This is a genomic window from Bacillus sp. MC1252 (assembly GCF_056838025.1).
Window position 1 is genome coordinate 1,616,785 of the sequence record NZ_CM166369.1, and the last position, 25,162, is coordinate 1,641,946.

The 25,162-nt window shown below is 41.0% G+C and carries 20 protein-coding genes; all 20 read left to right on the forward strand.

Going from position 1 to position 25,162, the window contains the following annotated elements:
• Positions 1-11: 11 nt before the first annotated feature.
• The 20 genes from ACYH0L_RS08135 to yfmH all read left to right on the forward strand — a co-directional run bounded on the left by ACYH0L_RS08135 (position 12) and on the right by yfmH (position 25,095).
• Positions 12-1,301, forward strand: a complete 1,290-nt coding sequence (locus ACYH0L_RS08135; RefSeq protein WP_180275450.1) for a type III PLP-dependent enzyme domain-containing protein — start codon at positions 12-14, stop codon at positions 1,299-1,301.
• Complete coding sequence (locus tag ACYH0L_RS08140; protein WP_180275449.1) at positions 1,288-2,481, forward strand: acyl-CoA dehydrogenase family protein; 1,194 nt, start codon at positions 1,288-1,290, stop codon at positions 2,479-2,481. Before ACYH0L_RS08135 ends, ACYH0L_RS08140 begins: the two co-directional genes overlap by 14 nt.
• Positions 2,482-2,508: 27 nt before the next feature.
• On the forward strand, positions 2,509-3,501 hold the full coding sequence (locus ACYH0L_RS08145) for a hypothetical protein (protein WP_230030171.1): 993 nt from the start codon (positions 2,509-2,511) through the stop codon (positions 3,499-3,501).
• Positions 3,473-4,027 (forward strand): hypothetical protein, encoded by a 555-nt coding sequence (locus tag ACYH0L_RS08150; RefSeq protein WP_327925263.1) that lies wholly within the window; start codon positions 3,473-3,475, stop codon positions 4,025-4,027. Before ACYH0L_RS08145 ends, ACYH0L_RS08150 begins: the two co-directional genes overlap by 29 nt.
• An 18-nt stretch (positions 4,028-4,045) precedes the next feature.
• Positions 4,046-6,007, forward strand: coding sequence for an asparagine synthase (glutamine-hydrolyzing) (asnB, locus tag ACYH0L_RS08155; RefSeq protein WP_327925262.1), 1,962 nt, complete (start codon positions 4,046-4,048; stop codon positions 6,005-6,007).
• Between the two features lie 62 nt (positions 6,008-6,069).
• Positions 6,070-6,342: a YlmC/YmxH family sporulation protein gene (locus ACYH0L_RS08160; protein WP_099725800.1), complete on the forward strand. Its 273-nt coding sequence runs from the start codon at positions 6,070-6,072 to the stop codon at positions 6,340-6,342.
• A 123-nt stretch (positions 6,343-6,465) separates the two neighbouring features.
• A complete protein-coding gene (gene dpaA, locus ACYH0L_RS08165) occupies positions 6,466-7,368 on the forward strand; it encodes a dipicolinic acid synthetase subunit A (protein WP_099725799.1) in 903 nt (300 codons plus the stop codon).
• The gene (gene dpaB, locus ACYH0L_RS08170) at positions 7,365-7,958 is read left to right on the forward strand and encodes a dipicolinate synthase subunit B (RefSeq protein WP_099725798.1); all 594 of its coding nucleotides are present in this window, start codon (positions 7,365-7,367) and stop codon (positions 7,956-7,958) included. The genes dpaA and dpaB overlap by 4 nt, the downstream gene beginning before the upstream one ends.
• A gap of 139 nt (positions 7,959-8,097) precedes the next feature.
• A complete protein-coding gene (asd, locus tag ACYH0L_RS08175; protein ID WP_099725797.1) occupies positions 8,098-9,117 on the forward strand; it encodes an aspartate-semialdehyde dehydrogenase in 1,020 nt (339 codons plus the stop codon).
• Positions 9,118-9,209: 92 nt separating this feature from the next.
• Positions 9,210-10,424 carry an aspartate kinase gene (gene dapG, locus ACYH0L_RS08180; RefSeq protein WP_099725796.1) on the forward strand — a complete coding sequence of 405 codons (1,215 nt, stop codon included), beginning with the start codon at positions 9,210-9,212 and terminating at the stop codon, positions 10,422-10,424.
• Positions 10,425-10,454: 30 nt separating this feature from the next.
• The gene (gene dapA / locus ACYH0L_RS08185) at positions 10,455-11,321 is read left to right on the forward strand and encodes a 4-hydroxy-tetrahydrodipicolinate synthase (protein ID WP_099725997.1); all 867 of its coding nucleotides are present in this window, start codon (positions 10,455-10,457) and stop codon (positions 11,319-11,321) included.
• A gap of 171 nt (positions 11,322-11,492) precedes the next feature.
• Positions 11,493-13,160, forward strand: a complete 1,668-nt coding sequence (gene rnjB / locus ACYH0L_RS08190) for a ribonuclease J2 (protein ID WP_099725795.1) — start codon at positions 11,493-11,495, stop codon at positions 13,158-13,160.
• 120 nt (positions 13,161-13,280) lie between these two features.
• Positions 13,281-14,009: a ClpP family protease gene (locus ACYH0L_RS08195; protein WP_230030173.1), complete on the forward strand. Its 729-nt coding sequence runs from the start codon at positions 13,281-13,283 to the stop codon at positions 14,007-14,009.
• Entirely contained in the window at positions 14,006-14,242 is a 237-nt protein-coding gene (locus tag ACYH0L_RS08200) for a YlzJ-like family protein (protein ID WP_034317598.1), read from the forward strand. The genes ACYH0L_RS08195 and ACYH0L_RS08200 overlap by 4 nt, the downstream gene beginning before the upstream one ends.
• Positions 14,243-14,352: 110 nt before the next feature.
• Positions 14,353-16,722, forward strand: a complete 2,370-nt coding sequence (locus tag ACYH0L_RS08205; protein WP_142353648.1) for an FtsK/SpoIIIE family DNA translocase — start codon at positions 14,353-14,355, stop codon at positions 16,720-16,722.
• A gap of 164 nt (positions 16,723-16,886) precedes the next feature.
• Positions 16,887-17,612, forward strand: a complete 726-nt coding sequence (locus ACYH0L_RS08210) for a GntR family transcriptional regulator (protein ID WP_099725793.1) — start codon at positions 16,887-16,889, stop codon at positions 17,610-17,612.
• A 105-nt stretch (positions 17,613-17,717) separates the two neighbouring features.
• Positions 17,718-18,947 carry a bacillibactin exporter BcbE gene (gene bcbE, locus ACYH0L_RS08215; RefSeq protein ID WP_230030529.1) on the forward strand — a complete coding sequence of 410 codons (1,230 nt, stop codon included), beginning with the start codon at positions 17,718-17,720 and terminating at the stop codon, positions 18,945-18,947.
• Positions 18,948-19,263: 316 nt separating this feature from the next.
• Positions 19,264-22,380, forward strand: a complete 3,117-nt coding sequence (locus ACYH0L_RS08220; protein WP_327925261.1) for an MMPL family transporter — start codon at positions 19,264-19,266, stop codon at positions 22,378-22,380.
• Between the two features lie 145 nt (positions 22,381-22,525).
• Positions 22,526-23,806, forward strand: a complete 1,281-nt coding sequence (gene yfmF / locus ACYH0L_RS08225; RefSeq protein WP_327925260.1) for an EF-P 5-aminopentanol modification-associated protein YfmF — start codon at positions 22,526-22,528, stop codon at positions 23,804-23,806.
• Positions 23,803-25,095 carry an EF-P 5-aminopentanol modification-associated protein YfmH gene (gene yfmH / locus ACYH0L_RS08230; protein WP_099725789.1) on the forward strand — a complete coding sequence of 431 codons (1,293 nt, stop codon included), beginning with the start codon at positions 23,803-23,805 and terminating at the stop codon, positions 25,093-25,095. The genes yfmF and yfmH overlap by 4 nt, the downstream gene beginning before the upstream one ends.
• The last annotated feature ends 67 nt before the right edge of the window (positions 25,096-25,162 follow it).

Sequence of the window (25,162 nt, forward strand, 5' to 3'; positions counted from 1 at the left end):
GAGGAGGGGATTTGCCGAAAAATGACACGTCACTCTTGGAGAAAGCGAATCGTTATGGGACGCCGATGTATGTATACGATGGAGATGAATTGAAAGATCATTATGATCGCATTACATCATGGCTCCATCAATCAGCAGAGGTGTTCTTTTCATTTAAGTCCAATGGAAATCTTTCGATTGCATCCTTGTTACGGTCTTTTGGAGCGGGGATAGAAGTGGCTTCTGTAGGCGAGCTTTTAATGGCTGTAAAAGCAGGATATTCTCCGCAGCACATCATTTTTTCTGGACCTGGTAAGCGGAAAGAAGAAATAGATACAGCCATTGAACACCAAATATACTGCATTATCGCAGAATCAAAGGAAGAACTGATTTATATCGCTGAGTCTGCAAAACATCAAGGCAAGCAAGTAGCAGCAGGCATTCGTATCAATCCTGAATCAATTGAGTCACGAGCAAAAATAAAAATGGGCGGTGTTCCAAGTCCATTTGGGATAGATGAATCGAAACTTGGCGATGTATTTGATCTTTTTCAGGCGTATGAAGACACTCTTTTGTTTAAAGGGATTCATATTTATTTGGGCACTCAAGTTCTTGATGAAACGTCGCTGTTATCATCGTTTGAATATACTCTCAACACAGCTGTTCGAATAAAGAATGACTATGGATTGACATGCGAAATGGTTGATTTAGGCGGAGGATTTGGGGTTCCATATTTTCAGCATGAAACACCCCTCAATGCTGAAAGGCTATTTCAAAAAGTAGCAGAATTGATTAGAGCGTATGAATCTGAGCTGGCGTTTCCGAGGTTTATGATCGAAATGGGGCGTTTCCTTTTAGCAGAATGTGGTGTTTACTTAACATCCATCCAATATGTGAAAAATTCAAAAGGGGAACCATTTTTAATTGCAGATGGCGGAATGCATCATCATCAAGCGATGACATTTAGAGGCAGGCTGCTGCGCAATAATTATCCAATGCGGCTCATCAAACATTCCAATAAACCCGCTGCTGTAGTGAAACAAACGATTGTTGGTCCACTTTGCACCCCAGAAGACTTAATTGGCAGGCAGGTGGAACTCCCGCAAGGTGAACCAGGTGATCTACTTTGTATAGAGAAATCAGGCGCATATGGTCTTTGCTACAGCCCTACCTTATTTTTAGGCCATTCTTCTCCGCTAGAGCTGCTTTTATTTGAAGGAGACGATTATATTATTCGAGATAGAGGCGACCCGGAAGATCTCTTATTAAAACAGAACATGCCGCTTTTTAAACAAAGGAGGGTTGAATGTGAAACTGACTGAGCTTCGTCAAGAAACGATTGATCGTCTCGTTCTCCATTTTTCTGAAAGAGCCAGGCAGCTTGATGCCGAATGTCAATTCCCGCATCAAAATGTTGACGAACTAATTGAATGTGGATTACATGTCGCCAATATGCCGAAAGAAGATGGAGGCCTTGGATATGGTTTTGAAGAAACGGTGACCCTCTTGTCACAAATAGCTAAAGGCTGTGCATCGACAGGTTTAATTATGGCGATGCATTACTATTCACTTGGCGCCTTTTCTGAAGTGCTTTCAAGTGAGCAGCAGTCCTCGGTTTTTGATGATATCCGGCGTTCAGGAGAGTTAATCGCTTCTGTTAGTGATCCGAATGTAATTTTTATTTATCAGCGAAAGCAAATGGACGGAATCCCCACCATTACAGCTGAAAAAACAGATGGCGGATATCTTGTAAGTGGGACAAAGTTTACAGTGACAGGTGCACCGCGCATTAAGTATTTACCAATTTATTGTGAGTATGCCCCGTCATCATGCACATCTCAATATGGAATGACTGCACTCTTAATGACGTTACCGAGTGAAGGTGCTGCAATTGAGGAGTCGTGGAATTATTCTGGAATGAGAGCATCTATGAGTCATCACATTCATTTTGATCAAGTATTTATACCCGATGATCATCTCATCGGGCGGGAAGGATACGCAATAGAAGATACTGAAAATTTGATCTATTGGTTTCGTTTAGCTGTTACAGCAGTTTATTACGGCATTGCAAAAGCAGCATATGAACACGCCCTCGATATGACTTATCAAAAAAATGATCGAATCTCCAAAAAGAAAACGGCTTTTTTACCGGGTCAACAATTTCGTATAGCTGATATGAAAATGAAGCTAGATGTTGCACACTCTCAGCTCATGGCCTGTGCCCAGCAAGCAGATAATGAAAAGGCACAAAATCATTACACAAGTGAGTTGTATACGAAGACGCTTATTACAAAACATTTTGTGACGCAGGCTGCAGAAGAGATCGTGCAGCTGGCCTCTCAAGTAGAGGGTTTTTCTTCATTACAACAAGGATCTTTTTTGGAACGTCTTAGCCGAGATGTCAAAGCGGCAAAATTCCATCCACCGTCTGAAGACTTATTAAAAGAAGTGATTGCGAAAAAAGAGCTTGGCATTATCCCATTAAAAAATCGCTGGGTATGATGGCAAGAAAAAAGGGAGGAGACTTATTTGACGATTACAACGCCCATCTTTCGAAACAATTATTTGAACTGCTCTCAATTAACGATTGCTGCCATGCTTCTTAGAAAAGGGATTAAAATCGACAGGATTTGGAGGCAAGCTGGCATTGTTTATAGATCTCAAGACCAAGGGTTTATTTTAATGGGTTCCTTTAAGCATTTTCGTGAGGATATTCTACAACATAATGGAATCCATTTAGAAGAAATTTTTTACACTGAAGAGGAATTAGACCTCTATATCAACAGGGTGTTCAAACAGCATCCGAGCAATGGGACAGTGTCTGTTTCACTGGATATTTTTGAATTACCATACTGTCCATTTTATGAAAGGGAACATGGGTATCACACATTGGAAGTACTTGAGGTAAAAGGTGATCATGTGGTAGTTAGTGATCATGCATATTCATATCATGGCACCTTAAGTAAAGACCATTTGATGAAAGCTGCCCGCTCTATATATGATCATACGCCTCGAACTGAAAATCGATATAAATGGATTAAATATGTAGATCGTCAGCAACAACCAGATGTGCTGACGATTTTAAAAGAGCATGTTGCCATTTTAGAAGGAGCACCGCCACATTTTGAATTGCCCGGGGTCGTCACAGGCTTGAAGGCTATTTCAATCATTGAAAGAGATTATATTGATAGTATCAAAGACAACGAAAACGGAAACTTATTAGACAATGTTTATTTTGAAGGATTAAAGGATGTCGCCAACTCGAGAAAACATATGGTGACATTCTTATCCTCTTATGAAAATGGGCATTTACAGCCTCTCATCCAAGCTTTTGAAGATGCATATCAAAGCTGGACAGTTCTCGCAAATTTTACGGCTAGAGTAGGTCTCAGTAAGAATCCCCGCAGCATGATTGAACGGACGTCAAATCGCTTTCAGAAAACATTAGACATTGAGACAGGCCTGCTCTCACAACTAAAAGAGGTGATTCAAAATGAAGACCTATCAAACCATCTCTCTTGATGATTATGTGAATAACAGAGGCATCACGCATCAAAATGAATATGACAAAGGCCAGTTAACCATTGGCGGAGCTTCTTTACCGGCTGAGTTAGTCATGAACCTGCAACATCATCTTGTCGAAGGAATCCCTTTTCAATTCATTTATAAAGATCAAGGAGACAATATTGAATTAGAGGGTCAATCTATTCACCTTCCGCTATTGGAAGCAGAAGCGCTACATGTTATTGGCTGTTCTTCTAATGGCAATCTATACGAAAATATTTCATTTTTACGAGAGGGGAATGTTGTTTATGAATCTCGGCTTTCCTTAACCGATGTCATTGAACAAGAACCTGCATTTAATGATCGCGTTGCATATGCATTTGATTATATTCATACGGTAGCAGGCATCAATCATCATTTGACATCAAGGCTATGGCTTAATTCGCTCTCCTTATCATACAAGGTAGTTTTTGATGAAATTCGCTTTCAAGATAATCCTTTTATGCATATTTTCGCAATGACGATCCAGCAGTCAGACAATTGATGGAAGGGAGACGTGTCTATGTGCGGCATTGCAGGTTATTGTCATTTTAACCAAGCACCACTTGACCATCACATCTTACTAAATATGAAAAACGCACTTGCTGTGCGTGGACCTGATGATAGTGGTGTATATCAAGACGAATCAGTTGGTTTGGTTCATACGCGGCTTTCAATTATCGATATTCATTCTGGCCCTCAGCCAATGACGAATGAAGACGATTCTATATTTGTGATTCTAAATGGAGAGATCTATAATTTTCAAGAATTGAGAGAAGACCTATGGAATAAAGGTCATACGTTTCGTACGCAGACAGATACAGAGGTACTGGTTCATGGCTATGAAGAATACGGGATTTCATTTATTGAGCAATTAAATGGAATGTTTTCAGCTGCTATATGGGATCGAAAGAAGAAAGTATTTTATTTATTTAGAGATCGGTCTGGGATTAAGCCGCTTTATTTTTCAGAATGCCGGGGAGGGCTTGTTTTTGGGTCAGAAATGAAGTCACTTCTTCAGCATCCAGACATACAAACTGTCGTTCAGCCTGAGGCTGTCATCAGTTATTTATCATTCCGTTATTCCATAGGGGAACAGACTTTCTTTCAAGGAATTCATAAATTACCTCCAGGCGTCTTTTTGAAAATGGATGAAACAGGAATAACAAAAGAGGCCTATTGGCAATATCCTCTCCCGTCGGATGGGGTCGATCGAGGAGAACACTATTATCAAAAAGCCTTATTTGAATTACTTCAAGATTCTGTACAAAAACAGATGATGTCAGATGTGCCAGTTGGAGCTTTTTTGAGCGGCGGGGTGGATTCGACTTCTATTGTTGCTTTCATGTCCAAGTATGCTAACGATGATATTCATTGTTTTTCGACCAGTTTTGAAGAGAAAGGATTTTCTGAAGAAAGTTATGCCAAGCTGGCAGCAGACCAATACAATGTCAAGCTCCACTCACATCGAATGAGTGAAGAAGAGTATTTTCAATTATTGCCTGAAGTTGTAAAGCGTAGAGATCACCCTCTCTCCATTCCTCATGAAGTCGCTTTTTACCGCATGTCACAGGAAGCAAAAAAGCATGTGACGGTTGTTTTATGCGGTGAAGGAGCAGATGAATTGTTTGCAGGGTATGGACGGGTGTTTAGAAGTCCGGCAGATTGGCGGAAAATTTTGCTGCTTCAAAAAAGCCGAAAGCTGTCACCAATGCTTTCAAGATTATTATTTGATCCATCCTTTCAGCAGCAATTGCATCAATTTATCCACCTTGAAGATGAAATGGATCATTACAAAAGAAGGTATGCGTGGTTTACTGCAGGAGAAAAAGGGCAGCTTTTAGATCATCAAGCTGCCTCATTCGATTCTTCCAATTCGCACATGGATCAGTTTATCGCGCAGTGCTTTCAAAAAATGGAAGGACAGTCGTATGAAAACAAATTGCTCTATTTATTTCAGCAGATCCATCTGCCGAATCTGTTAGACCGGCTTGATATCATGACCATGTCACACGGTCTTGAAGCGCGCGTTCCGTTTCTTGATCATCGAATCATCCAATTTGTCAATGACATGCCTTTTAAATATAAACTTCCTTACAAGGGATTACCTAGCAGGCTGCAAGCATTTTTTCAATCGAGTCTTAAAACAAGCGAGGTACAAGATATTCCGAAATATATGTTAAAAAAGACAATGGAGCAAACGGTGGATAAGCGTATATTATATAGAAGAAAAATGGGCTTTCCGGTTCCTGTGTATCATTGGATGAGCAAAAGGATGGGAGAAATCGAAGAGAAGCTTCTTGATGAACAAAGCTTTGCAACTGAATTATTTCAAAGAAAGCCGCTAGAACAATTCTTAAGAAATGACCCGAATCAGAAAAACAAAAATGGAGCTGACCAAAAAGTTTGGATGCTCTACAATTTGGAGCTATGGCATGATCACTATATCAAGTCGGCGCGTCTTCCTCTGCCATCTGGCCGTTAAATACATCCGGTCTATTCCCCCTGTCTGCTGCATATATGATATGGAAGGGAAGTGATGCGATTTTGAGGCTAAGTGAGCTGTCAGGAAAAGAGATCGTCGATATCAAAAGAGCGGAGCGGCTTGGCGTGCTGGGACAAACCGACCTTGAAATAAATGAACAGGACGGTCAGATTACAGCACTCATCATACCTTCCGTCAAGTGGTTTGGCTTTCGAAAACAAGGAAATGACATCCGCGTTCCGTGGAATCACATTCAAAAAATAGGATCAGATATGATCATTCTCGATGTGCCTGAAGAACTGCAGCCGTACGGGGAAAAAGAGCACCCATCATAAAAGGGTGCTCTTTTTCTTTTCTCTTCCCGATTTGTTCACAGGCTGAATCCTCTCCTCATATGCTGAAAGGGAGATTCAGAAAATATTACAGACTTTTTTAAATAAAGAAGGTGAACGGTCAGTATGTTGAGCGGTTTAACGGTTGCGGTGATCGGGGGAGATGCAAGGCAGCTTGAAATCATTCGCAAGCTGTCACAGCAGCATGCCAAAGTGTTTTTGGTCGGATTTGATCAGCTGGATCATGGGTTTATCGGTGCTGAAAAGCTTAAAATGTCAGAACTTCCATTTGAACAGGTAGACAGTATGATTCTGCCGGTATCAGGTGCAACAGATGAAGGCGTCGTCGCCACAGTTTTCTCAAATGAGCAGGTCGTGCTGGAAGCAGAATATTTAGAAAGAACTTCAGCACATTGTACCTTGTACTCAGGTATTTCTAATACGTACTTAGACAATCTGGCAAAGCAGGTGAACCGGAAGCTTGTGAAGCTGTTTGAGCGCGATGATATTGCCATATATAACTCTATTCCAACAGTTGAAGGGATTATCATGATGGCCATTCAGCAAACGGACTATACGATTCATGGATCACATGTCGCTGTCCTCGGGCTTGGGAGAACAGGGCTCACAATTGCCCGCACATTTCGGGCACTAGGTGCGGATGTGAAAGTAGGTGCTGCAGATACAGCCCATTTAGCTCGAGCCTTTGAAATGGGACTTGATCCGTTTTCAATGGATCGTTTAAAAGAAGAAGTAACAGATGTTGATATCATCATCAATACGATTCCGAGCTTAGTATTAGATTCATCTGTTATCGTCAGTATGACACCGAAGACACTCATTTTGGATATCGCCTCCCGCCCAGGCGGAACAGATTTTGACTTTGCGCAAAAGCACGGAGTGAAGGCGCTTCTTGCACCAGGTCTTCCAGGGATTGTAGCACCAAAGACCGCAGGGCAAATCATTGCAAAAGTGCTTTCCGGGCTCTTATGTGAACTTGCGGAGGAAAAAAGGGGGATGGAATCATGACAACATTAAGAGGGAAAAGAATCGGCTTTGGTTTAACAGGTTCCCATTGTACGTATGAAGCCGTTTTTCCGCAAATTGAAGCACTTGTGAAAGAAGGGGCAGAGGTGCGTCCTGTGGTGTCGTATACGGTGCAAAGCACGAATACAAGATTTGGAGAAGGAGCCGACTGGATTGAGCGGATTGAGAAACTGACGGGATTTCAAGCGATTGACTCTATCGTAAAAGCAGAGCCGCTCGGACCTAAGCTTCCACTCGATTGTATGGTCATTGCACCTTTAACAGGAAACTCCATGGCGAAATTCGCAAATGCCATGACAGACAGTCCTGTTTTAATGGCTGCAAAAGCAACCATTCGAAATCATCGTCCCGTCGTTCTAGGCATCTCGACAAACGATGCATTAGGCTTAAATGGTACAAATCTCATGAGGCTGATGTCGACAAAGAACATTTTCTTTATTCCATTTGGCCAAGATGATCCATTCAAAAAACCGACATCTATGGTAGCGAATATGGACCTTCTTTCTCAAACAGTAGAAGAGGCGCTTCAGCATAGACAAATTCAGCCGATTTTAATTGGACCAAACGATTAATAGATTCACTAGAAAATCATGAAAGATTCAAAAAAGATGCTTCAAGCCTTGCTTTTCTATGGTAAAATAAAATGTAAAAAGTCATAGGATGGCCATCCGAAAGAAAAGAATCATGGATGGGTCGGAAGGAGTTTTACTGATGGGAAGAGGATTGCATGTAGCTGTAGTTGGAGCGACTGGAGCTGTCGGTCAACAAATGTTAAAAACACTAGCTGACAGAGATTTTGAAATGGATACACTTACTCTACTATCCTCAAAACGTTCCGCGGGAACAAAATTGACATTCAGAGGTCAAGAGTATACCGTTCAAGAAGCAACACCTGAAAGCTTTGAAGGGGTCAACATTGCACTATTCAGTGCTGGAGGAAATGTTTCCAAGGCGCTAGCTCCTGAAGCAGTCAAACGAGGTGCGATTGTTGTAGACAACACAAGTGCTTTTCGTATGGACGAAAATATCCCTCTTGTCGTACCAGAGGTAAACGAAAAAGATTTGCATGACCATCAAGGGATCATTGCAAACCCTAACTGTTCAACTATTCAAATGGTGGCGGCATTAGAACCGCTTCGTCAGGCGTATGGAATGAAAAAAGTCATTGTGTCCACATACCAGGCAGTATCAGGTGCAGGACATGAAGCAATTGACGAACTATACAGCCAGACGCAAGCCATTTTAAATAAAGAAGATGTAACACCAGAAGTCATGCCTTATCAAATTGCATTTAATGCGATTCCGCAAATTGATAAATTCCAAGACAATGGCTATACATTTGAAGAAATGAAAATGATCAACGAAACGAAAAAAATTATGCATATGCCAGAGCTAGAAGTAGCGGCAACATGTGTGAGACTTCCAATTGAAACGGGACATTCAGAATCTGTTTACGTTGAACTAGAATCAAATGACGCAACGGTTGATGACATCAAGTCAATTCTAAAAGATGCACCAGGTATTACATTGCAAGATGATCCATCTCAGCAAATTTATCCAATGCCTGCAGATGCTGTTGGAAAAAATGACGTATTTGTCGGCCGCATTCGGAAAGATTTGGACCGTCCAAACGGGTTCCATTTGTGGATTGTATCTGATAACCTGCTGAAAGGCGCTGCATGGAACTCAGTTCAAATTGCAGAAAGCTTAAAAGCATTAAAATTAGTTTAACATTCAATGGATGATGAGGACGAACAGAAGAGAGTTAGGCATCTTTCGCCTGCTCTCTTCTGTTACGTCAGAATGAACTTGGAGTGAAAACAGTGAAAATAATTGTCCAAAAATTTGGCGGTACATCTGTCAAAGATGATCAAGGTAGAAAAAGGGCACTTGCACATATCTTATCTGCGAAAGAGAAAGGCTATAAATCGGTTGTAGTCGTTTCTGCAATGGGACGAAAAGGCGATCCTTATGCGACAGATACGCTGCTTGGATTGCTTTATGGCAGCGTGCAGCACATGACAAACAGAGAAAAAGACCTGCTCGTTTCTTGCGGAGAAAATATTTCAGCTGTTGTGTTTTCAAGTATGCTGAATGAAAACGGGCTAAAGGCTGTAGCGATGACAGGTGCACAGGCAGGATTTGTGACAGATCAAGAGCATACGAATGCGAAAATTATTGACATGAAGTGTGAACGTCTTGAAGCGGCACTTTCTGAGCATGATGTTGTCGTTGTCGCTGGGTTCCAGGGAGCCGCGAAAAATGGAGACGTGACAACGATTGGACGAGGCGGCAGTGATACGTCAGCAGCTGCTTTAGGCGCTGCATTGCAGGCAGACTTTATCGATATCTTTACAGATGTAGAAGGGGTTATGACAGCAGATCCCCGCATCGTAAAAAATGCAAAACCACTGAGAGTCGTGACATATACTGAAATTTGCAACCTCGCATATCAAGGGGCGAAAGTTATTCACCCGAGGGCTGTTGAAATTGCCATGCAAGCAAAAGTACCAATGAGGGTCCGCTCAACATACTCTGATGATGAGGGCACACTTGTGACGTCACACTACTCAGATAAAATGAGTCATGATGTGTATGACCGCCTCATTACGGGTATTGCACATGTCAATGATGTGACGCAAATCAAAGTCCCGGCGAAAGAAGGGCAATACAGCGTACAAACAGAGGTCTTCAAAGCAATGGCAAACGCACAAATCAGTGTCGATTTCTTCAACATTACACCGAGTGAAATTGTGTATACAGTGACAGGTGGAATGACTGAAAAGGCAACGTCGATCCTAAAAGACCTCGGCTATACACCTGTTGTGACAACAAATTGCGCGAAAGTATCAGCTGTTGGAGCAGGCATCATGGGTGTACCAGGTGTCACATCTAAAATTGTATCGGCTCTATCAGAGCAAAACATTCCGATTTTACAATCAGCAGACAGTCATACGACCATTTGGGTGCTAGTGCACGAAGAAAACATGAGAGCGGCTGTCAATGCCCTGCATGAAGTGTTTGAACTTTCAAGATAAATGTGATTGAATCATGATGAGGTGAAAAAAATGAATTTCGGAAATATCGCAACAGCTATGATTACACCTTTTGATAAAAAGGGCAACATTGATTTCCAAAAGTTATCAATTCTCATTGATTACTTGTTAAAAAACGGCAGTGACTCTTTAGTCGTTGCAGGTACAACAGGCGAATCGCCAACTTTATCGACTGAAGAAAAGGTCGCTCTTTTTCAGCAATCGGTGAAATTAGCAAATGGTCGTTGTAAAATCATTGCAGGAACAGGCAGTAATAACACAAATGCGTCTATTAAACTAACGAAAAAAGCAGAAGAAGCGGGCGTTGATGCAGTGATGCTTGTCGTACCTTACTACAACAAGCCATCACAGGAAGGCATGTATGCACACTTTAAAGCAATTGCCGAGTCTACATCTCTTCCTGTCATGCTTTACAATGTACCAGGAAGAACGGTTGCTTCATTAGCACCAGAAACAACGATTAAGCTAGCACAAATACCAAATATTGTCGCGATCAAAGAAGCAAGCGGCGATCTAGATGCCATGACAAAAATCATTGCAGAGACGCCAGAAGACTTCGACGTATATTCAGGTGACGACAGCTTAACACTTCCTGCTGTAGCTGTTGGTGCAACAGGAGTCGTCTCTGTGGCGTCTCATATCGTTGGACTTGATATGCAGCAAATGCTTAAAAGCTATGCTTCAGGTCAAACAGCCAATGCAGCATTGATCCATCAAAAGCTGCTTCCAATCATGAAACAGCTTTTCTCAGCGCCAAATCCAACGCCTGTCAAAACAGCCCTTCAGCTGAAAGGACTAGATGTCGGATCTGTTCGTCTCCCGCTTTTGCCTTTGTCAGAAGAAGAGAGACTGGATTTGAGCGGCGTATTAAATAGCTGATCAAAACAAATAATTTCGTAAGCGGTCATTCTCAGATGCCCCTGAGTATGACCGTTTTTTATACATAAACACTTTCTTAAAATGTGACTTCATCTTGTTTTCTAAAATTAGATTCAGTTATAATAGCATTAAGCGATGATGGACGGGCTTGAGACTAGGAGGATAAGAATTTTGAAAAAGAAAAATACAGAGAACGTAAGAATTATTGCACTGGGAGGCGTTGGAGAAATCGGGAAAAACTTATATGTCATTGAAATTGATTCAGACATATATGTTGTAGATGCAGGTTTAATGCATCCAGAAAACGAAATGCTGGGCATTGACGTGGTTATTCCTGATATCTCTTATTTAACTGAACGAGCTGATCGGGTGAAAGCAATTTTTCTTACCCACGGACATGATGAGGCAATCGGAGGCGTATTCCATGCCTTGAGTAAATTGTCTGTACCAGTCTACGGAACGAAGCTGACCCTTGCGTTACTTCGAGAAAAATTAAAGCAATATGGCTTCAATCAAAAAGCTGATTTGCGCGAGGTACATGCGAAATCGGTCATTACATTTGAAACAACAAAAGTATCATTCTTTAGAACGAATCATAGTATTCCTGATTCGGTCGGGATCAGCTTCAAAACCTCTCTTGGTTCAATCGTATGCACAGGTGATTTTAAATTTGATCAAACCCCAGCGCTTAACCAAGCCTGTGACATCGGAGAGATTGCGAAAATTGGAAACAATGGCGTTTTAGCACTTCTTTCAGATAGTGTGAATGCTGAAAAACCAGGCTATACACCGTCTGAGGCGATCGTCCAAGATGAAATCTCAAATGCGATGTACAATGCTGAGAATCGTGTGATAGTCGCTGTATCTTCATCAAATATTAACCGTGTACAGCAGATCATTAATGCAACCATTCAAAATGGCCGTAAGCTTGCAGTAGCAGGAAAGAATATGATGACAACTCTTCAGCTGGCAATCAAGCTTGGTTATGTCACAGCAGACGAAGAATTATTTGTGCCAGTTCAAGAAGTGAAGAAAATGGCGAAAAACGATGTGGTCATTCTGACGGCTGGAAGCCATGGAGAGCCTCTTGCTGCTTTAACAAAAATGGCCAAACAAAATCACAAACAGCTTCATATTGAAAAAGGTGATACCGTTGTGATTGCGTCTACACCTCTTCCTGGACAAGAACTCACGTATTCAAAAACAGTTGATTTCCTCACAAGAAGCGGAGCACAGGTCATTTTTGCTCAAAAGCGTGTACATGTATCTGGACATGGCTGTCAAGAAGAGTTAAAACTGATGCTGAACTTACTAAAGCCAAAGTATTTAATTCCAGTGAATGGCGAATATCGTATGCAAAAAGCACATTCTCGTATTGCTGAAGAAGTGGGAATGAAACGCAGTGACATTTTCTTGATTGATAAAGGGGATGTTGTTGAATTCAGAGGACAGAACGTAAAGATCGGCGAAAAAGTTCACCAAGGTAACATTTTGATTGATGGTCTTGGCGTTGGAGATATCGGTAACATTGTTTTACGCGATAGACGCCTACTGTCTCAAGATGGGATCTTAATTGTGGTCATTACGCTCGATAAACAAAAGAAACAATTAATTTCTGGACCTGAAATCATCACAAGAGGATTTGTTTATGTAAGAGAATCCGAAGAGCTGATTGTGAAAGCAACAGAGATGGTAAAAGGAATTGTCAAAGAGCAAACGGAAAACTCTATTGTTGAATGGTCAACACTGAAACAATCCATGCGCGATGTATTAAATCAATTCCTATATGAAAAAACAAAACGTAAGCCGATGATCATTCCAATTATTATGGAAGTGTGATGAGAAAGCCCAAGGAGCCCAAGCTCTTTGGGCTTTTTTGATGTGGCGTTAGGAATGCGGATGGAATACGACCTTCTTGTTCATAATAGGAAGAGAGTTTTTAGGAAAGGATGGAGACAAATGGACGAAAAGAATGAACAGCAGCCTGAGCGAAAGCCAGAAGAAAAAGATAGCATTATGAGCAAAATACAGCAGCTTGGTGAAACAGCAGTACCGCAGTTGCCACAGGATACAAATATACATTGCCTCACCATTATTGGACAAATTGAAGGTCACATGCAGCTTCCTCCACAAAATAAAACAACCAAATACGAACATGTCATTCCGCAAATCGTAGCAGTTGAACAAAACCCAAAAATCGAAGGGCTTTTAATCATCTTAAACACAGTGGGCGGCGATGTAGAAGCGGGTCTAGCCATTGCAGAAATGCTGGCGTCACTATCGAAACCGACTGTATCGATTGTGCTCGGCGGCGGCCACTCAATTGGTGTCCCAATCGCTGTATCGTGTGACTATTCCTATATTGCAGAAACAGCCACTATGACCATTCATCCTGTGCGTTTAACCGGTCTTGTGATTGGTGTCCCGCAAACCTTTGAATACTTAGATAAAATGCAGGAAAGAGTCATTAATTTTGTCACAAGCCACTCAGACATTACAGAAGAGAAGTTTAAAGAACTCATGTTTTCAAAAGGCAATTTGACAAGAGACATTGGAACAAATGTTGTTGGTCATGAGGCAGCAGAATATGGACTCATGAATGAAGTAGGCGGCGTTGGACAGGCGATTAAAAAGTTGAACGAACTCATTGGAGACAAGGCAGCTCAAAATGAGGGGCTGATCCAATGATTTTATATACACCTATGCCCTATGAAGCCATTTACGCTGAGGATCAAGGAGACCGCAAACTACAGCAGGTGAACATTCAAGGCGTGCCAGTGATGGTTGAAATGAAAGAAGATGAAGCAGAAATTGTTCAAGTGATGAGCACCAATCCAATGGACTTTTTGAATCAAGAGCTTGCACCAGGCAAGCGATTGAAGTTACATTTAGGCACCAATCAAACCGACTCATATGAATGATTCTATGCTATAATAAAGGGAAAACTTACAACAAGATGCAGCCAAAACCAGGCTGCTTTCTTTCTGATCTTTCGGTAGGTTATATTTTCTTTCGTAGTAAGGTGATGAGTATGGCTAAAAAGAGGAAACGTAAAACGAGAAAAAAACAAAATAAACAGCTAAAACTGAAATATGAATTAAATGGGTTAGTCTTTATTGCCATAGCGATCATTGCCATTTTACAGCTAGGTGTTGTTGGACAAACCTTTGTACATCTATTCCGATTCTTTGCAGGTGAATGGTTTATTCTCTGCCTTATCGGATTATTTCTTTTTGGTGTGACGATCTTTTGGAAAAAACAAATCCCAGATATGTTGACAAGAAGAAAAGTAGGTCTATACTGCATCATTGCAAGTATCTTGCTTTTGTCACATGTGAAGCTTTTTCAGCACCTGTCATCTGCAGGAGTCATAGGCTCTCAAAGTGTGATCAGAAATACGTTTGAACTTTTCTTAATGGACATGAAAGGTGAGACTGGGTCACCTGATTTAGGAGGCGGCATGATCGGTGCCGTATTATTTGCTGCTTCGTATTTCTTATTTGCACAAGCAGGCTCTCAAATCATGGCGATCGTTCTCATGCTGATTGGAATTGTTCTGATCACAAATCGATCACTGCAAGAAATGGTCAAAAAAGTGACACTCCCTGTATCACAATTTATGGTGAAGCAGTGGAAGGCGTTTGTTCAAGATATGAAGGGGATCAGGCAGGCGAAAAAGAGCGCACCCGCTCAGAAAACAGGTGAAAAGAAAAAGCGTTCACGCATTCAAGAAGATGACGAAGATGATCATATCTTGATCGAGGAGGAAACACCGGCTTCTGACAATAGTCAGCCCATTATTTCAAGCTTTGCAGACAGGGATGACATTCTCACCCCGCCGGTTCAAAAAGAGCAGGTAATAAAAGACTCAGAACCGCTTCAAGAGTCCGTGCAAAGTGCACCATCTCAAGGTACGGCTGATGAACCAAAAGAAGCTCCGCCTATGACGTTTACTGAACTGGAAAACAAAGATTACGAATTGCCGTCTCTTGATATTTTGGCAGAGCCGCAGCATTCAGGCCAGCAAACAGATAAGAAAAATATTTACGAAAATGCAAGGAAGCTTGAAAAAACGTTTCAAAGCTTTGGTGTAAAGGCGAAAGTCACTCAGGTTCATTTAGGGCCGGCTGTGACCAAATATGAAGTATACCCAGATGTCGGCGTCAAGGTAAGTAAGATTGTGAACTTAAGTGATGATTTAGCCCTTGCCCTAGCAGCAAAAGACATTCGGATTGAAGCGCCGATTCCTGGAAAATCAGCCATCGGGATAGAAGTTCCTAATGCAGAAATTGCCATGGTTTCTTTAAAAGAGGTCTTAGAATCGAAGCAAAATGACCGTCCAAATGCAAAACTGCTCATTGGACTTGGTCGAAATATTTCAGGTGAAGCCGTGCTCGCTGAAATGAACAAAATGCCGCATTTGCTTGTAGCAGGCTCGACTGGAAGCGGAAAAAGTGTATGTATCAATGGCATTATCACAAGTATTCTCATGAGAGCGAAACCTCATGAAGTGAAGATGATGATGATTGATCCTAAAATGGTTGAATTAAATGTTTATAATGGCATTCCGCATCTTTTGGCTCCAGTTGTAACGGATCCAAAGAAAGCCTCACAGGCACTCAAAAAAGTAGTCAGTGAAATGGAGCGCCGCTATGAATTGTTTTCTCATACAGGGACAAGGAATATTGAAGGATACAATGATTACATTAAACGAATGAATCAATCAGAAGAGGCAAAGCAGCCAGAACTTCCTTATATTGTCGTCATTGTAGACGAGCTTGCAGATTTAATGATGGTTGCTTCCTCTGATGTGGAAGATTCCATTACAAGACTTTCTCAAATGGCTCGTGCTGCCGGGATTCATTTAATTATCGCCACACAAAGACCTTCTGTTGATGTCATTACAGGTGTCATTAAAGCCAATATCCCATCCCGTATCGCCTTTAGTGTATCCTCCCAAACAGATTCAAGGACGATCCTTGATATGGGAGGCGCAGAAAAACTGCTCGGCAGAGGGGATATGCTGTTTTTACCTGTTGGAGCAAATAAGCCGGTTCGTGTGCAAGGCGCCTTTTTATCAGATGAAGAAGTGGAACATGTCGTTGATCATGTCATCACCCAGCAAAAAGCGCAATATCAAGAAGAAATGATTCCAACTGAAGAAACGCAGGATCAGCTTGCAGCTGTCGAAGATGATCTATATGATGAAGCAGTGGAACTCATCATCGGCATGCAGACAGCTTCTGTCTCTATGCTTCAAAGAAGATTCCGCATCGGTTATACACGAGCGGCACGTCTGATTGACGCAATGGAAGAGCGAGGGGTTGTAGGCCCATATGAAGGAAGTAAACCGAGAGAAGTTCTGCTCTCAAAAGAACAATATGACGAGCTCTCTTCATAAATAGAAGAGAGCTTTCCTAAAACAAAGTCAACGGTATAATGATTATGTTAACTGGATGTCAGACTATTTATTTATTTACAAAAACATGATATAGTTATGTTCATCTTATCTCGGAATAGAGATTTCTCATCTTATCATTTGCATTGATTAGACGGAGGGAAAACATGTCGACCAAAACAGACAATCGCCATTTATATTTGAAAGTGATTGACCGTATTAAAGAAGATATTCAAACAGGCGTATATGCGGAAAAAGAAAAGCTGCCTTCAGAGTTTGAGCTCTCAAAGCTTTTAGGCGTGAGCAGAGCGACACTGCGTGAAGCCCTTCGTATATTAGAAGAAGAGAAGTATTTAATTAGAAGGCATGGTGTGGGGACTTTTGTCAATTCAAGGCCGCTCTTTTCAACAGGTATTGAACAGCTGACAAGTGTCACGAAAATGATTGAGCAGGTCAATATGACCCCAGGTACCATCTTTTTATCTTCGCAAGAAGGGGAGCCGACAGAGAATGATGTCATTCGTTTTCAGTGTGATGAATCTGATGAGATTTTTTCAATGGAACGGGTTCGAACGGCAGATGGACAGCCAGTCGTCTATTGTTTAGATAAGATTCCGGTCAAGCATCTCCCTGCTTCTTTTACTCATGAAGAAGAGTCACTTTTTGAGCTGTTTGGAAGAGAACCACACAGCGGGATTAAATATGCAGTTGCTGACATCGAACCAATTGGCTATCACGATCAGGTCTCACCGATACTAGAATGTGATCCTGAAACGGCGTTACTATTACTGAAACAAATGCACTATGATCAGGATGATCAGCCGGTCTTATACTCACTCAATTACTTTCGAGCGGATAAATTCAGCTTTCATGTCATACGTAAACGATTTTAACTAAGCGGTCGCTCTTCCATAGGCGGTTGCTTTTTGTTTGTCCATACATAAAACCCATAAAACTTGCCACACTAATATGTAACAGTATATAGAATTGGGTGAATGATGTTGGGCGAGAAAACAGTCAGTAAAAAGAATATTATTGCATTATCATCAGTGCCTCTAATCATGACGCTTGGGAATTCGATGTTAATACCAGTATTGCCTGAGATAGAAAAGAAACTCTCGATTACTTCCTTTCAAGTCTCACTCATTATTACGGTATACTCCGTTGTGGCGATCTTATGTATTCCTATTGCCGGTTATTTATCTGACCGGATTGGGCGGAAAAAGGTGCTCCTGCCGTGCCTCTTAATTGCAGGACTTGGGGGAGCTGTGGCAGCTGTTGCCTCAACCATCATGAAAGAACCCTACATGTGGATTCTGTTTGGCAGGGTCCTTCAAGGTGTTGGCTCAGCTGGAGCGGCACCTGTCGTCATGCCGTTTATAGGAGATTTGTTTCATGATGATGAAGAGGTCAGTGCGGGGCTTGGAGCCATTGAAACCTCTAATACAGCTGGAAAGGTACTAAGTCCTATTATTGGGGCACTTCTTGCTTTATGGTTTTGGTTTGTGCCGTTTTGGTTCATTCCGTTCTTTTCGATCATAAGCTTTCTCATGGTACTGTTTATGGTCGAGACTGCGAAGAAAGAGGAGGACCCGCCTACTTTTAAAGAATTTTTAAAATCAACAAAGACCATTTTCAAGCATGAGGGACGCTGGCTTTATGCCATTTTTGCTATTGGCGGTTTTATTATGTTTCTTCTTTTTGGTGTGCTCTTTTACTTATCCGATAACCTAGAGGCGGCGTATCAAATAAAGGGGGTCAAAAAAGGGCTGCTGCTTAGTATACCGCTCCTTTTTTTATCGATAAGTTCCTACATTGCTGGGAAAACGATCGGAAAAGAAAAGGGGAAAATGAGAATCTTTCTAATCGTAGGCATGGCCCTTTTATCAATTTCCTATCTTTTTTTATGGTGGAATCACAGTTTTTACGTCTTATTTATCTGTTTAAGCATTGGCGGAGTGGGGATTGGTATTGTTCTTCCTGCACTAGATGCGCTGATTACAGAAGGAATTGAAAAAGAGCAGTGCGGGACCATTACGTCATTTTATAGCAGCATGCGGTTTATCGGTGTCGCTTTAGGACCTCCGATTTACGCCTATCTCATGGATAAAGGAGACTCAATCGTTTTTATTCTCTCGACTATTTGCAGTCTCATTTCATTATTTTTGGTGCTCTTTTTCATCCAGCCAGATGAAAAGGATGAAAGTGAACAATTGAAAACGGTTTAAACGTAGAAAAAAGATGCTATTTTGCCATCTTTTTTCTTTTTTATAAATTGACATGTAAAATTTTGATAGTTAAACTAATGTATAGTAATATCTTTTAAATTATCCCAAATAGGAGGTGTGGAAAACATTCATTTTCTGTCTTTCTTTAGGCAGAAATTGAGCTCGTGGCTGATGATGGATATGTGTTTCTTCAACACGAAAGGACAATTGAATAGGTCATCCTGCCATTAGCACGTTGAAGGAGACGAAGTCAGCACTTCAGACACGCTCAAATACAGCAAATTGATTGATGAACTAGAAGGAGCTTGAAGCAGCTATGTTGCAAATTATTAAAGCAAGATGGATTGTATTAATGGTGTGGATGATAACAGCTGTTATTCTGTTTATTACTGCGCCCGATTTAGAGGAATTAACAAGAGAAAAAGGGCAATTAAAGGTTCCGGAGGGGACACCAACAGCTGAGGCACTTCACTTATTGGATAAGCTATCAGATCATAACGGGAAAAAAGATACTGGTGTGATTGTATTCTCCGAACAACATCTGTTCCCTGCGAAAGAGCAGGAATTAAAAAAGGCTTTAGCTGCACTCATGACACATGCCCCAGAACTCCACATTGACGGAATTACTTCATACTTTCATGTAGATCCGGACATTCAAAAACAACTTTTATCAAAGGATAAAAGTACACTTCTTGTTCCATTCAAATTCGACCACTACGAAACAAAAGCTGTGAAGATTAAAGAACAAATTAAGGAAGTTTTAAAGCCCTACGACGTCTCATATGAAATGACGGGTCAAAAATTTGTGGATTCAGATGTTATTAAAAGCTCTCAACAAGGTCTGAAGAAAACTGAACTTATTACGATGATTTTTATTTTCTTTATTTTAATCATTGTATTCAGATCAATATTGGCACCTGTTGTTCCGCTCATTACGATCGGCATTTCTTACGCCGTCAGTCGGTGTATTGTGGCTTTTCTAGTAGAATATACGCAATTTCCTCTATCTAATTTTACTCAGATTTTTATGGTAGCCATTATGTTCGGTATAGGAACGGATTACTGTATATTGCTTTTAAGCCGTTTTAAAGAGGAGATTGGTCAGGGACGTGATGTCAAAGAGTCGATTATCATCACGTATCAATGTGCAGGAAAAACGGTATTTTTCAGTGGCTTAGCTGTGTTGGTCGGCTTCTCAAGTATTGGTTTTGCTAAATTCCAATTGTATCAATCAGCCGTCAGTGTTGCCGTAGGGGTTGGCATCCTGCTAATTGCCCTTGTCACGATTGTTCCTTTTTTTATGACCGTCTTTGGAAAATCCCTTTTCTGGCCATCTAAAAGAGAAAACATCCGGCATCCCCAAAGTAAGCTGTGGGAATGGGCTGGGCGCTTTTCATTCAAAAGGCCGCTGATTAGCTTAGGTTTAGTCGCACTTATCACTGTACCTCCTATCCTGATGTATGACGGCACCCTTTCTTACAACAGTTTAAATGAGATTGGGACAAAGTATGAGTCAGTGTCTGCATTTAATACGATATCAGAGCAATTTGGCTTTGGCGAAGCGCTGCCGCTGAATGTACTAGTCGAAAGTGACAATAAGCTAGATAATCAAGAAAATATTGTCTTGATTGAAAAACTGACCCGTAAATTATATGACATTGAGGAAGTAAAAGCAGTTCGCAGTGTCACTCGTCCTGTTGGAGACGGGTTAAGTCAGCTGTACGTCACCTCTCAAGCGAAAGAGCTGGGAGGAGAACTTGGGAAAGGTCATGAAGGAATCGGGAAAATTTCTGATGGCTTGACCGAAACAAACCTAGCCCTTCTCAAACAAAAACCAAAAATTGAAGAATCTGCTAAAGGTATTGACCAGCTGATTGATGGTACAAAAGCCATCAAAAACGGTATCGGAGAAGTAAGGAAATCCCTGATTTCTTTAGAAGATGGGGTCAGGCGCAGTAAAGATGGCGTAGGCACCATTCGAAGTAAAATCAAAGAAGCGAAAAAAGAATTAGAACAAGAATATCGCAGCAGTGAAGTCATGATTCAAGAGCTTGAACGAGTGGTGAGTACGCTGGAACGTCATGCGAAATCGAATCAGCAGCTGATGACAACCATTAAGAAAGTAAAACAATCCTATGAGAATCTATCATTTGAAGCACTTGAAAATCGGCTTCCAGAAGTAAAAGATATGGATGAATATAAGGAAATCAAAAAAGTATTCAAAGACACGAAAGGAATGCTTGATCAAGCTGGAGATCAAATGAGCTTATATGAAGATGAAGCATCTGCCTTTAAACAAAAGATCAAGAAAGCAGATCAAGTGATTCAAACCTTATCAAGCAAGCAAAAACAAGTAAAGCGTCAAGTACAAGCGCTAATGACAGGGCTGGATGAAATTTATGATGGTCTTGATCAAACAAATGAAGGGCAAAAACAATTAATCAAAGAAATGCCTAAAATCGAAGATGGCGCAGATCAGCTGACAGGTGGCCAAAAAGCCATCAAAAAAGGCTTTAACCAGTTATCATCAAAACTGACATTATTAACAGATGGTTTAGATGAAAGTATTTCAGGGCTTGAGCAAGTCAAAAGCGGCTTCACCGAGGCTGACAGCTACTTAAAGCAGCTTCAGCAAGCGCCAGATGAAGAAGTAACGGGCTGGTTTATCCCGAAAGAAATATTAAAACGCCAAGAGTTTAAGAGAATATTCGATACGTATATGTCTCCAGATCGTAAATTAACGACCTTTGAAGTCATTTTAAACGTGAATCCATACAGTAATGAAGCGATGAAAGGTGTAGCCAAAATCGAGGACACCCTTGATCAATATTTACCTGTAAGTGGACTGAAAAATGCCAATTACGGTGTATCCGGTATCTCAAGCTTAAATGTTGACTTAAAGGAAACGTCTGACGGTGACTTTATCAGAACGGTAATTTTCATGTTAATTGGCATCTTCTTTATTTTAATTTTATTATTACGGTCAATCGTCATGCCGATATACTTAACACTTTCACTTATTTTAACGTATTTTACATCCATCGGTTTAACAGAATGGATCTTTAAAACATTCTTTGGCTACGACGGTGTAAGCTGGGCTGTTCCATTTTTCAGCTTTGTCATTCTTGTCACACTCGGCATTGATTATTCGATCTTCCTCATGGATCGTTTTAATGAATGGAAGGGAGAGCATGTTCAAGCATCAATGATCTCAGCGATGAGAAATATGGGCTCAGTCATTATTTCAGCAGTTGCCATTTTAGCGGGGACCTTTGCCGCTATGCTGCCATCGGGTGTGTTATCACTTGTTGAAATTGCAACGGTCGTACTCATTGGACTATTATTATATGCTTTTGTTGTTCTACCGCTCTTTATACCGGTCATGGTTCGTATTTTCGGTAAATGGAATTGGTGGCCTTTTAGAATGAAATAACGCCAAGCGTCTCTGCTAATAGCAGAGGCGTTTTTATTTCCTATCCTTTCCTCTGATTGATATAATGACTATTAAATGGCTGTTTCACGTATATATCAGCTATGTTCTAATACATAATAAATAGGATGAACAAAGGAGGTTTCTCATGACGTACTTACAAGAGAAGACATTTGGTACACCCGGTCTTCATACTCATATTGTCAAAACAGAAAAATTTAAAACAGTGACGATCCTTTTTAAAATGCTTGCGCCTCTATCAAAAGATGACGTCACCATGCGATCCCTTTTCCCGCATGTGCTGTTAAGAGGAACAGAAAAAATGCCGAAAACAGGAGAATTGCGCGCTTATTTTGATGAGCTCTATGGTGCAACAGTTTCGGCTGACATGGCGAAAAAAGGAGAGAATCACATCATTACATTCCGCCTCGAAATGGCGAATGAAAAATATTTAAAAGATCAAACACCTTTACTAGAAAAAGGGATTGCATTGCTGTCTGACCTATTATTTCACCCGCACGTTGAAAATGGGGTGTTTAGTCATTTATATGTAGAGCAAGAAAAACGTACATTAAAACAGCGAATCCAGGCAGTGTATGATGACAAAATGCGTTATTCGAACTTAAGACTTGTGCAGGAAATGTGTAAAGGTGAACCATATGCACTGCACGTCAATGGTGAAATGGAAGATATCGAGAATATTACAGCAAACACGCTCTTTGAAGCATACGAGCATGCGCTTCAATCAAATCAGCTTGATCTCTATGTTGTGGGAGATGTTGACGAACAAGACATCAATCGAATGGTCTCGCAATACTTCAAAACAAGTGAGAGAGAGCCGGTCAAACAAAGCGCCGAATCATCAAGGTCACAAAAAGAACCAAACGAAGTCATTGATGAAGAAGACGTAAAACAAGGAAAGCTGAATATTGGCTTTCGCACGCATACAACGATTGCAGATGAAGATTATCCCGCGTTGCATTTGTTTAATGGCATATTCGGCGGCTTTTCGCATTCCAAGCTATTCATCAATGTTCGGGAAAAAGCAAGTCTTGCGTACTACGCTGTGTCTAGACTTGAGAGCTTTAAAGGCTTGATGATGGTCATGTCAGGTATTGAAGTCGGCAACTACCAGCAGGCAGTAGACATCATTAAAGAACAATTTGATGCGATGCAAAAAGGCGATTTTTCAGATGAAGCGATTGATCAAACAAAGGCTGTCGTCAAAAATCAGTTGCTGGAAACAATTGATACGTCTTATGGGACAGCGGAATATTTGTATCAGCATGCAGTCGTGCCAACAGGTGAGACCCTTGATTCCTTTTTAGAAGCGTTAGACCGAGTGACCAAAGAGGACATCATTAAAGTAGGGCAGAAAATCGAATGGGATACGACCTATTTTCTTAAAGGAACGGAGGGTGCTTCATGACGGTGAAAACAATTCAATTCGATCAGCTGCAAGAGACGGTGTATCATGAAAAAATGGACAGCGGACTAGACGTCTATGTGCTGCCGAAGCAAGGGTTTAATAAAACATATGCGACCTTTACAACAAAGTATGGCTCTGTCGATAACGAATTTGTGCCGCTTGGCAAAGAAGACATGATCCGTGTGCCTGACGGAATTGCCCATTTCTTAGAGCATAAACTGTTTGAAAAAGAAGATGGTGATGTGTTTCATACATTTAGTAAACAAGGAGCAGCCGCAAACGCTTTTACAACGTTTACGAGAACGGCCTATTTATTTTCAAGTACCGCAAATGTCGAACAAAACCTTGAGACACTCATTGATTTTGTGCAAGAGCCTTATTTTACCGAAAAAACGGTCGAAAAAGAAAAGGGCATCATTGGTCAAGAAATTAATATGTATGATGACAATCCGGACTGGCGTTTATTCTTTGGCCTGATTGAAAATCTTTATCAAGAACATCCGGTGAGAATTGATATTGCTGGAACAGTAGAGAGCATTGCTCCTATTACAAAAGATCATTTGTATGAATGCTACGAAACGTTCTATCACCCAAGCAATATGCTCCTTTTTGTTGTCGGTCCTGTTGATCCGAAGCAAATATTAGATCAAGTAAGAGCGAATCAGGCGAAAAAACCGTTTACAGACCAGCCTGAGATCAAGAGAAAAGAAATCAATGAGCCTGAAAGCGTGTATCGAAAAGAATACGAACTTAAAATGAACGTACAAGGCTCTAAATGTATGTTCGGTTTGAAAACAAAAAACCCGCATAAAAAAGGCAAACAGCTTCTAAAGCATGAGCTTGGAATGAATCTAATTTTAGAGACATTGTTTGGCAAAAGCTCCTTACAATATGAGCGGATGTACGAAAAAGGCTTGATTGATGAGACATTCAGCTACGATTATACAGAAGAGGGCGGCTTTGGTTTTACTTCAGTTGGCGGGGATACAAACGATCCTGATCAACTGGCAAAACAATTAAAAGAAACCCTTCTTCAAGCAAAGAGCCTGATCACAGAAGAAAAAATCGAGCTCGCGCGTAAGAAAAAAATTGGCAGCTTTTTAAAAGCCATGAACTCTCCAGAATACATTGCCAATCAATTCACGAGATATGCGTTCTTGGATATGAGCTTATTTGATGTCGTGCCAGTGCTCGAGCAAATCCAATTAACAGATATTCAGCAGATATTAGAGGAAGAAATTGATGAAGAGCGGATGTCTGTTTTCAAAGTCGTCCCGAAAACAAAATAAATGAAAAAAGACAAACTCAGGTCAAAGGAGTTTGTCTTTTTTATGTCTAATCGAAGAAAGCGCTTGA

Coding starts and splice junctions, on each gene's coding strand:
- bcbE (WP_230030529.1), top strand. CDS start 17,718: ATGTTGGGCGAGAAAACAGTCAGTAAAAAGAATATTATTGCATTATCA.
- ACYH0L_RS08150 (WP_327925263.1), top strand. CDS start 3,473: ATGAAGACCTATCAAACCATCTCTCTTGATGATTATGTGAATAACAGA.
- ACYH0L_RS08210 (WP_099725793.1), top strand. CDS start 16,887: ATGTCGACCAAAACAGACAATCGCCATTTATATTTGAAAGTGATTGAC.
- ACYH0L_RS08220 (WP_327925261.1), top strand. CDS start 19,264: ATGTTGCAAATTATTAAAGCAAGATGGATTGTATTAATGGTGTGGATG.
- dapA (WP_099725997.1), top strand. CDS start 10,455: ATGAATTTCGGAAATATCGCAACAGCTATGATTACACCTTTTGATAAA.
- dpaA (WP_099725799.1), top strand. CDS start 6,466: ATGTTGAGCGGTTTAACGGTTGCGGTGATCGGGGGAGATGCAAGGCAG.
- asnB (WP_327925262.1), top strand. CDS start 4,046: ATGTGCGGCATTGCAGGTTATTGTCATTTTAACCAAGCACCACTTGAC.
- dpaB (WP_099725798.1), top strand. CDS start 7,365: ATGACAACATTAAGAGGGAAAAGAATCGGCTTTGGTTTAACAGGTTCC.
- yfmF (WP_327925260.1), top strand. CDS start 22,526: ATGACGTACTTACAAGAGAAGACATTTGGTACACCCGGTCTTCATACT.
- yfmH (WP_099725789.1), top strand. CDS start 23,803: ATGACGGTGAAAACAATTCAATTCGATCAGCTGCAAGAGACGGTGTAT.
- asd (WP_099725797.1), top strand. CDS start 8,098: ATGGGAAGAGGATTGCATGTAGCTGTAGTTGGAGCGACTGGAGCTGTC.
- ACYH0L_RS08200 (WP_034317598.1), top strand. CDS start 14,006: ATGATTTTATATACACCTATGCCCTATGAAGCCATTTACGCTGAGGAT.
- ACYH0L_RS08195 (WP_230030173.1), top strand. CDS start 13,281: ATGGACGAAAAGAATGAACAGCAGCCTGAGCGAAAGCCAGAAGAAAAA.
- ACYH0L_RS08205 (WP_142353648.1), top strand. CDS start 14,353: ATGGCTAAAAAGAGGAAACGTAAAACGAGAAAAAAACAAAATAAACAG.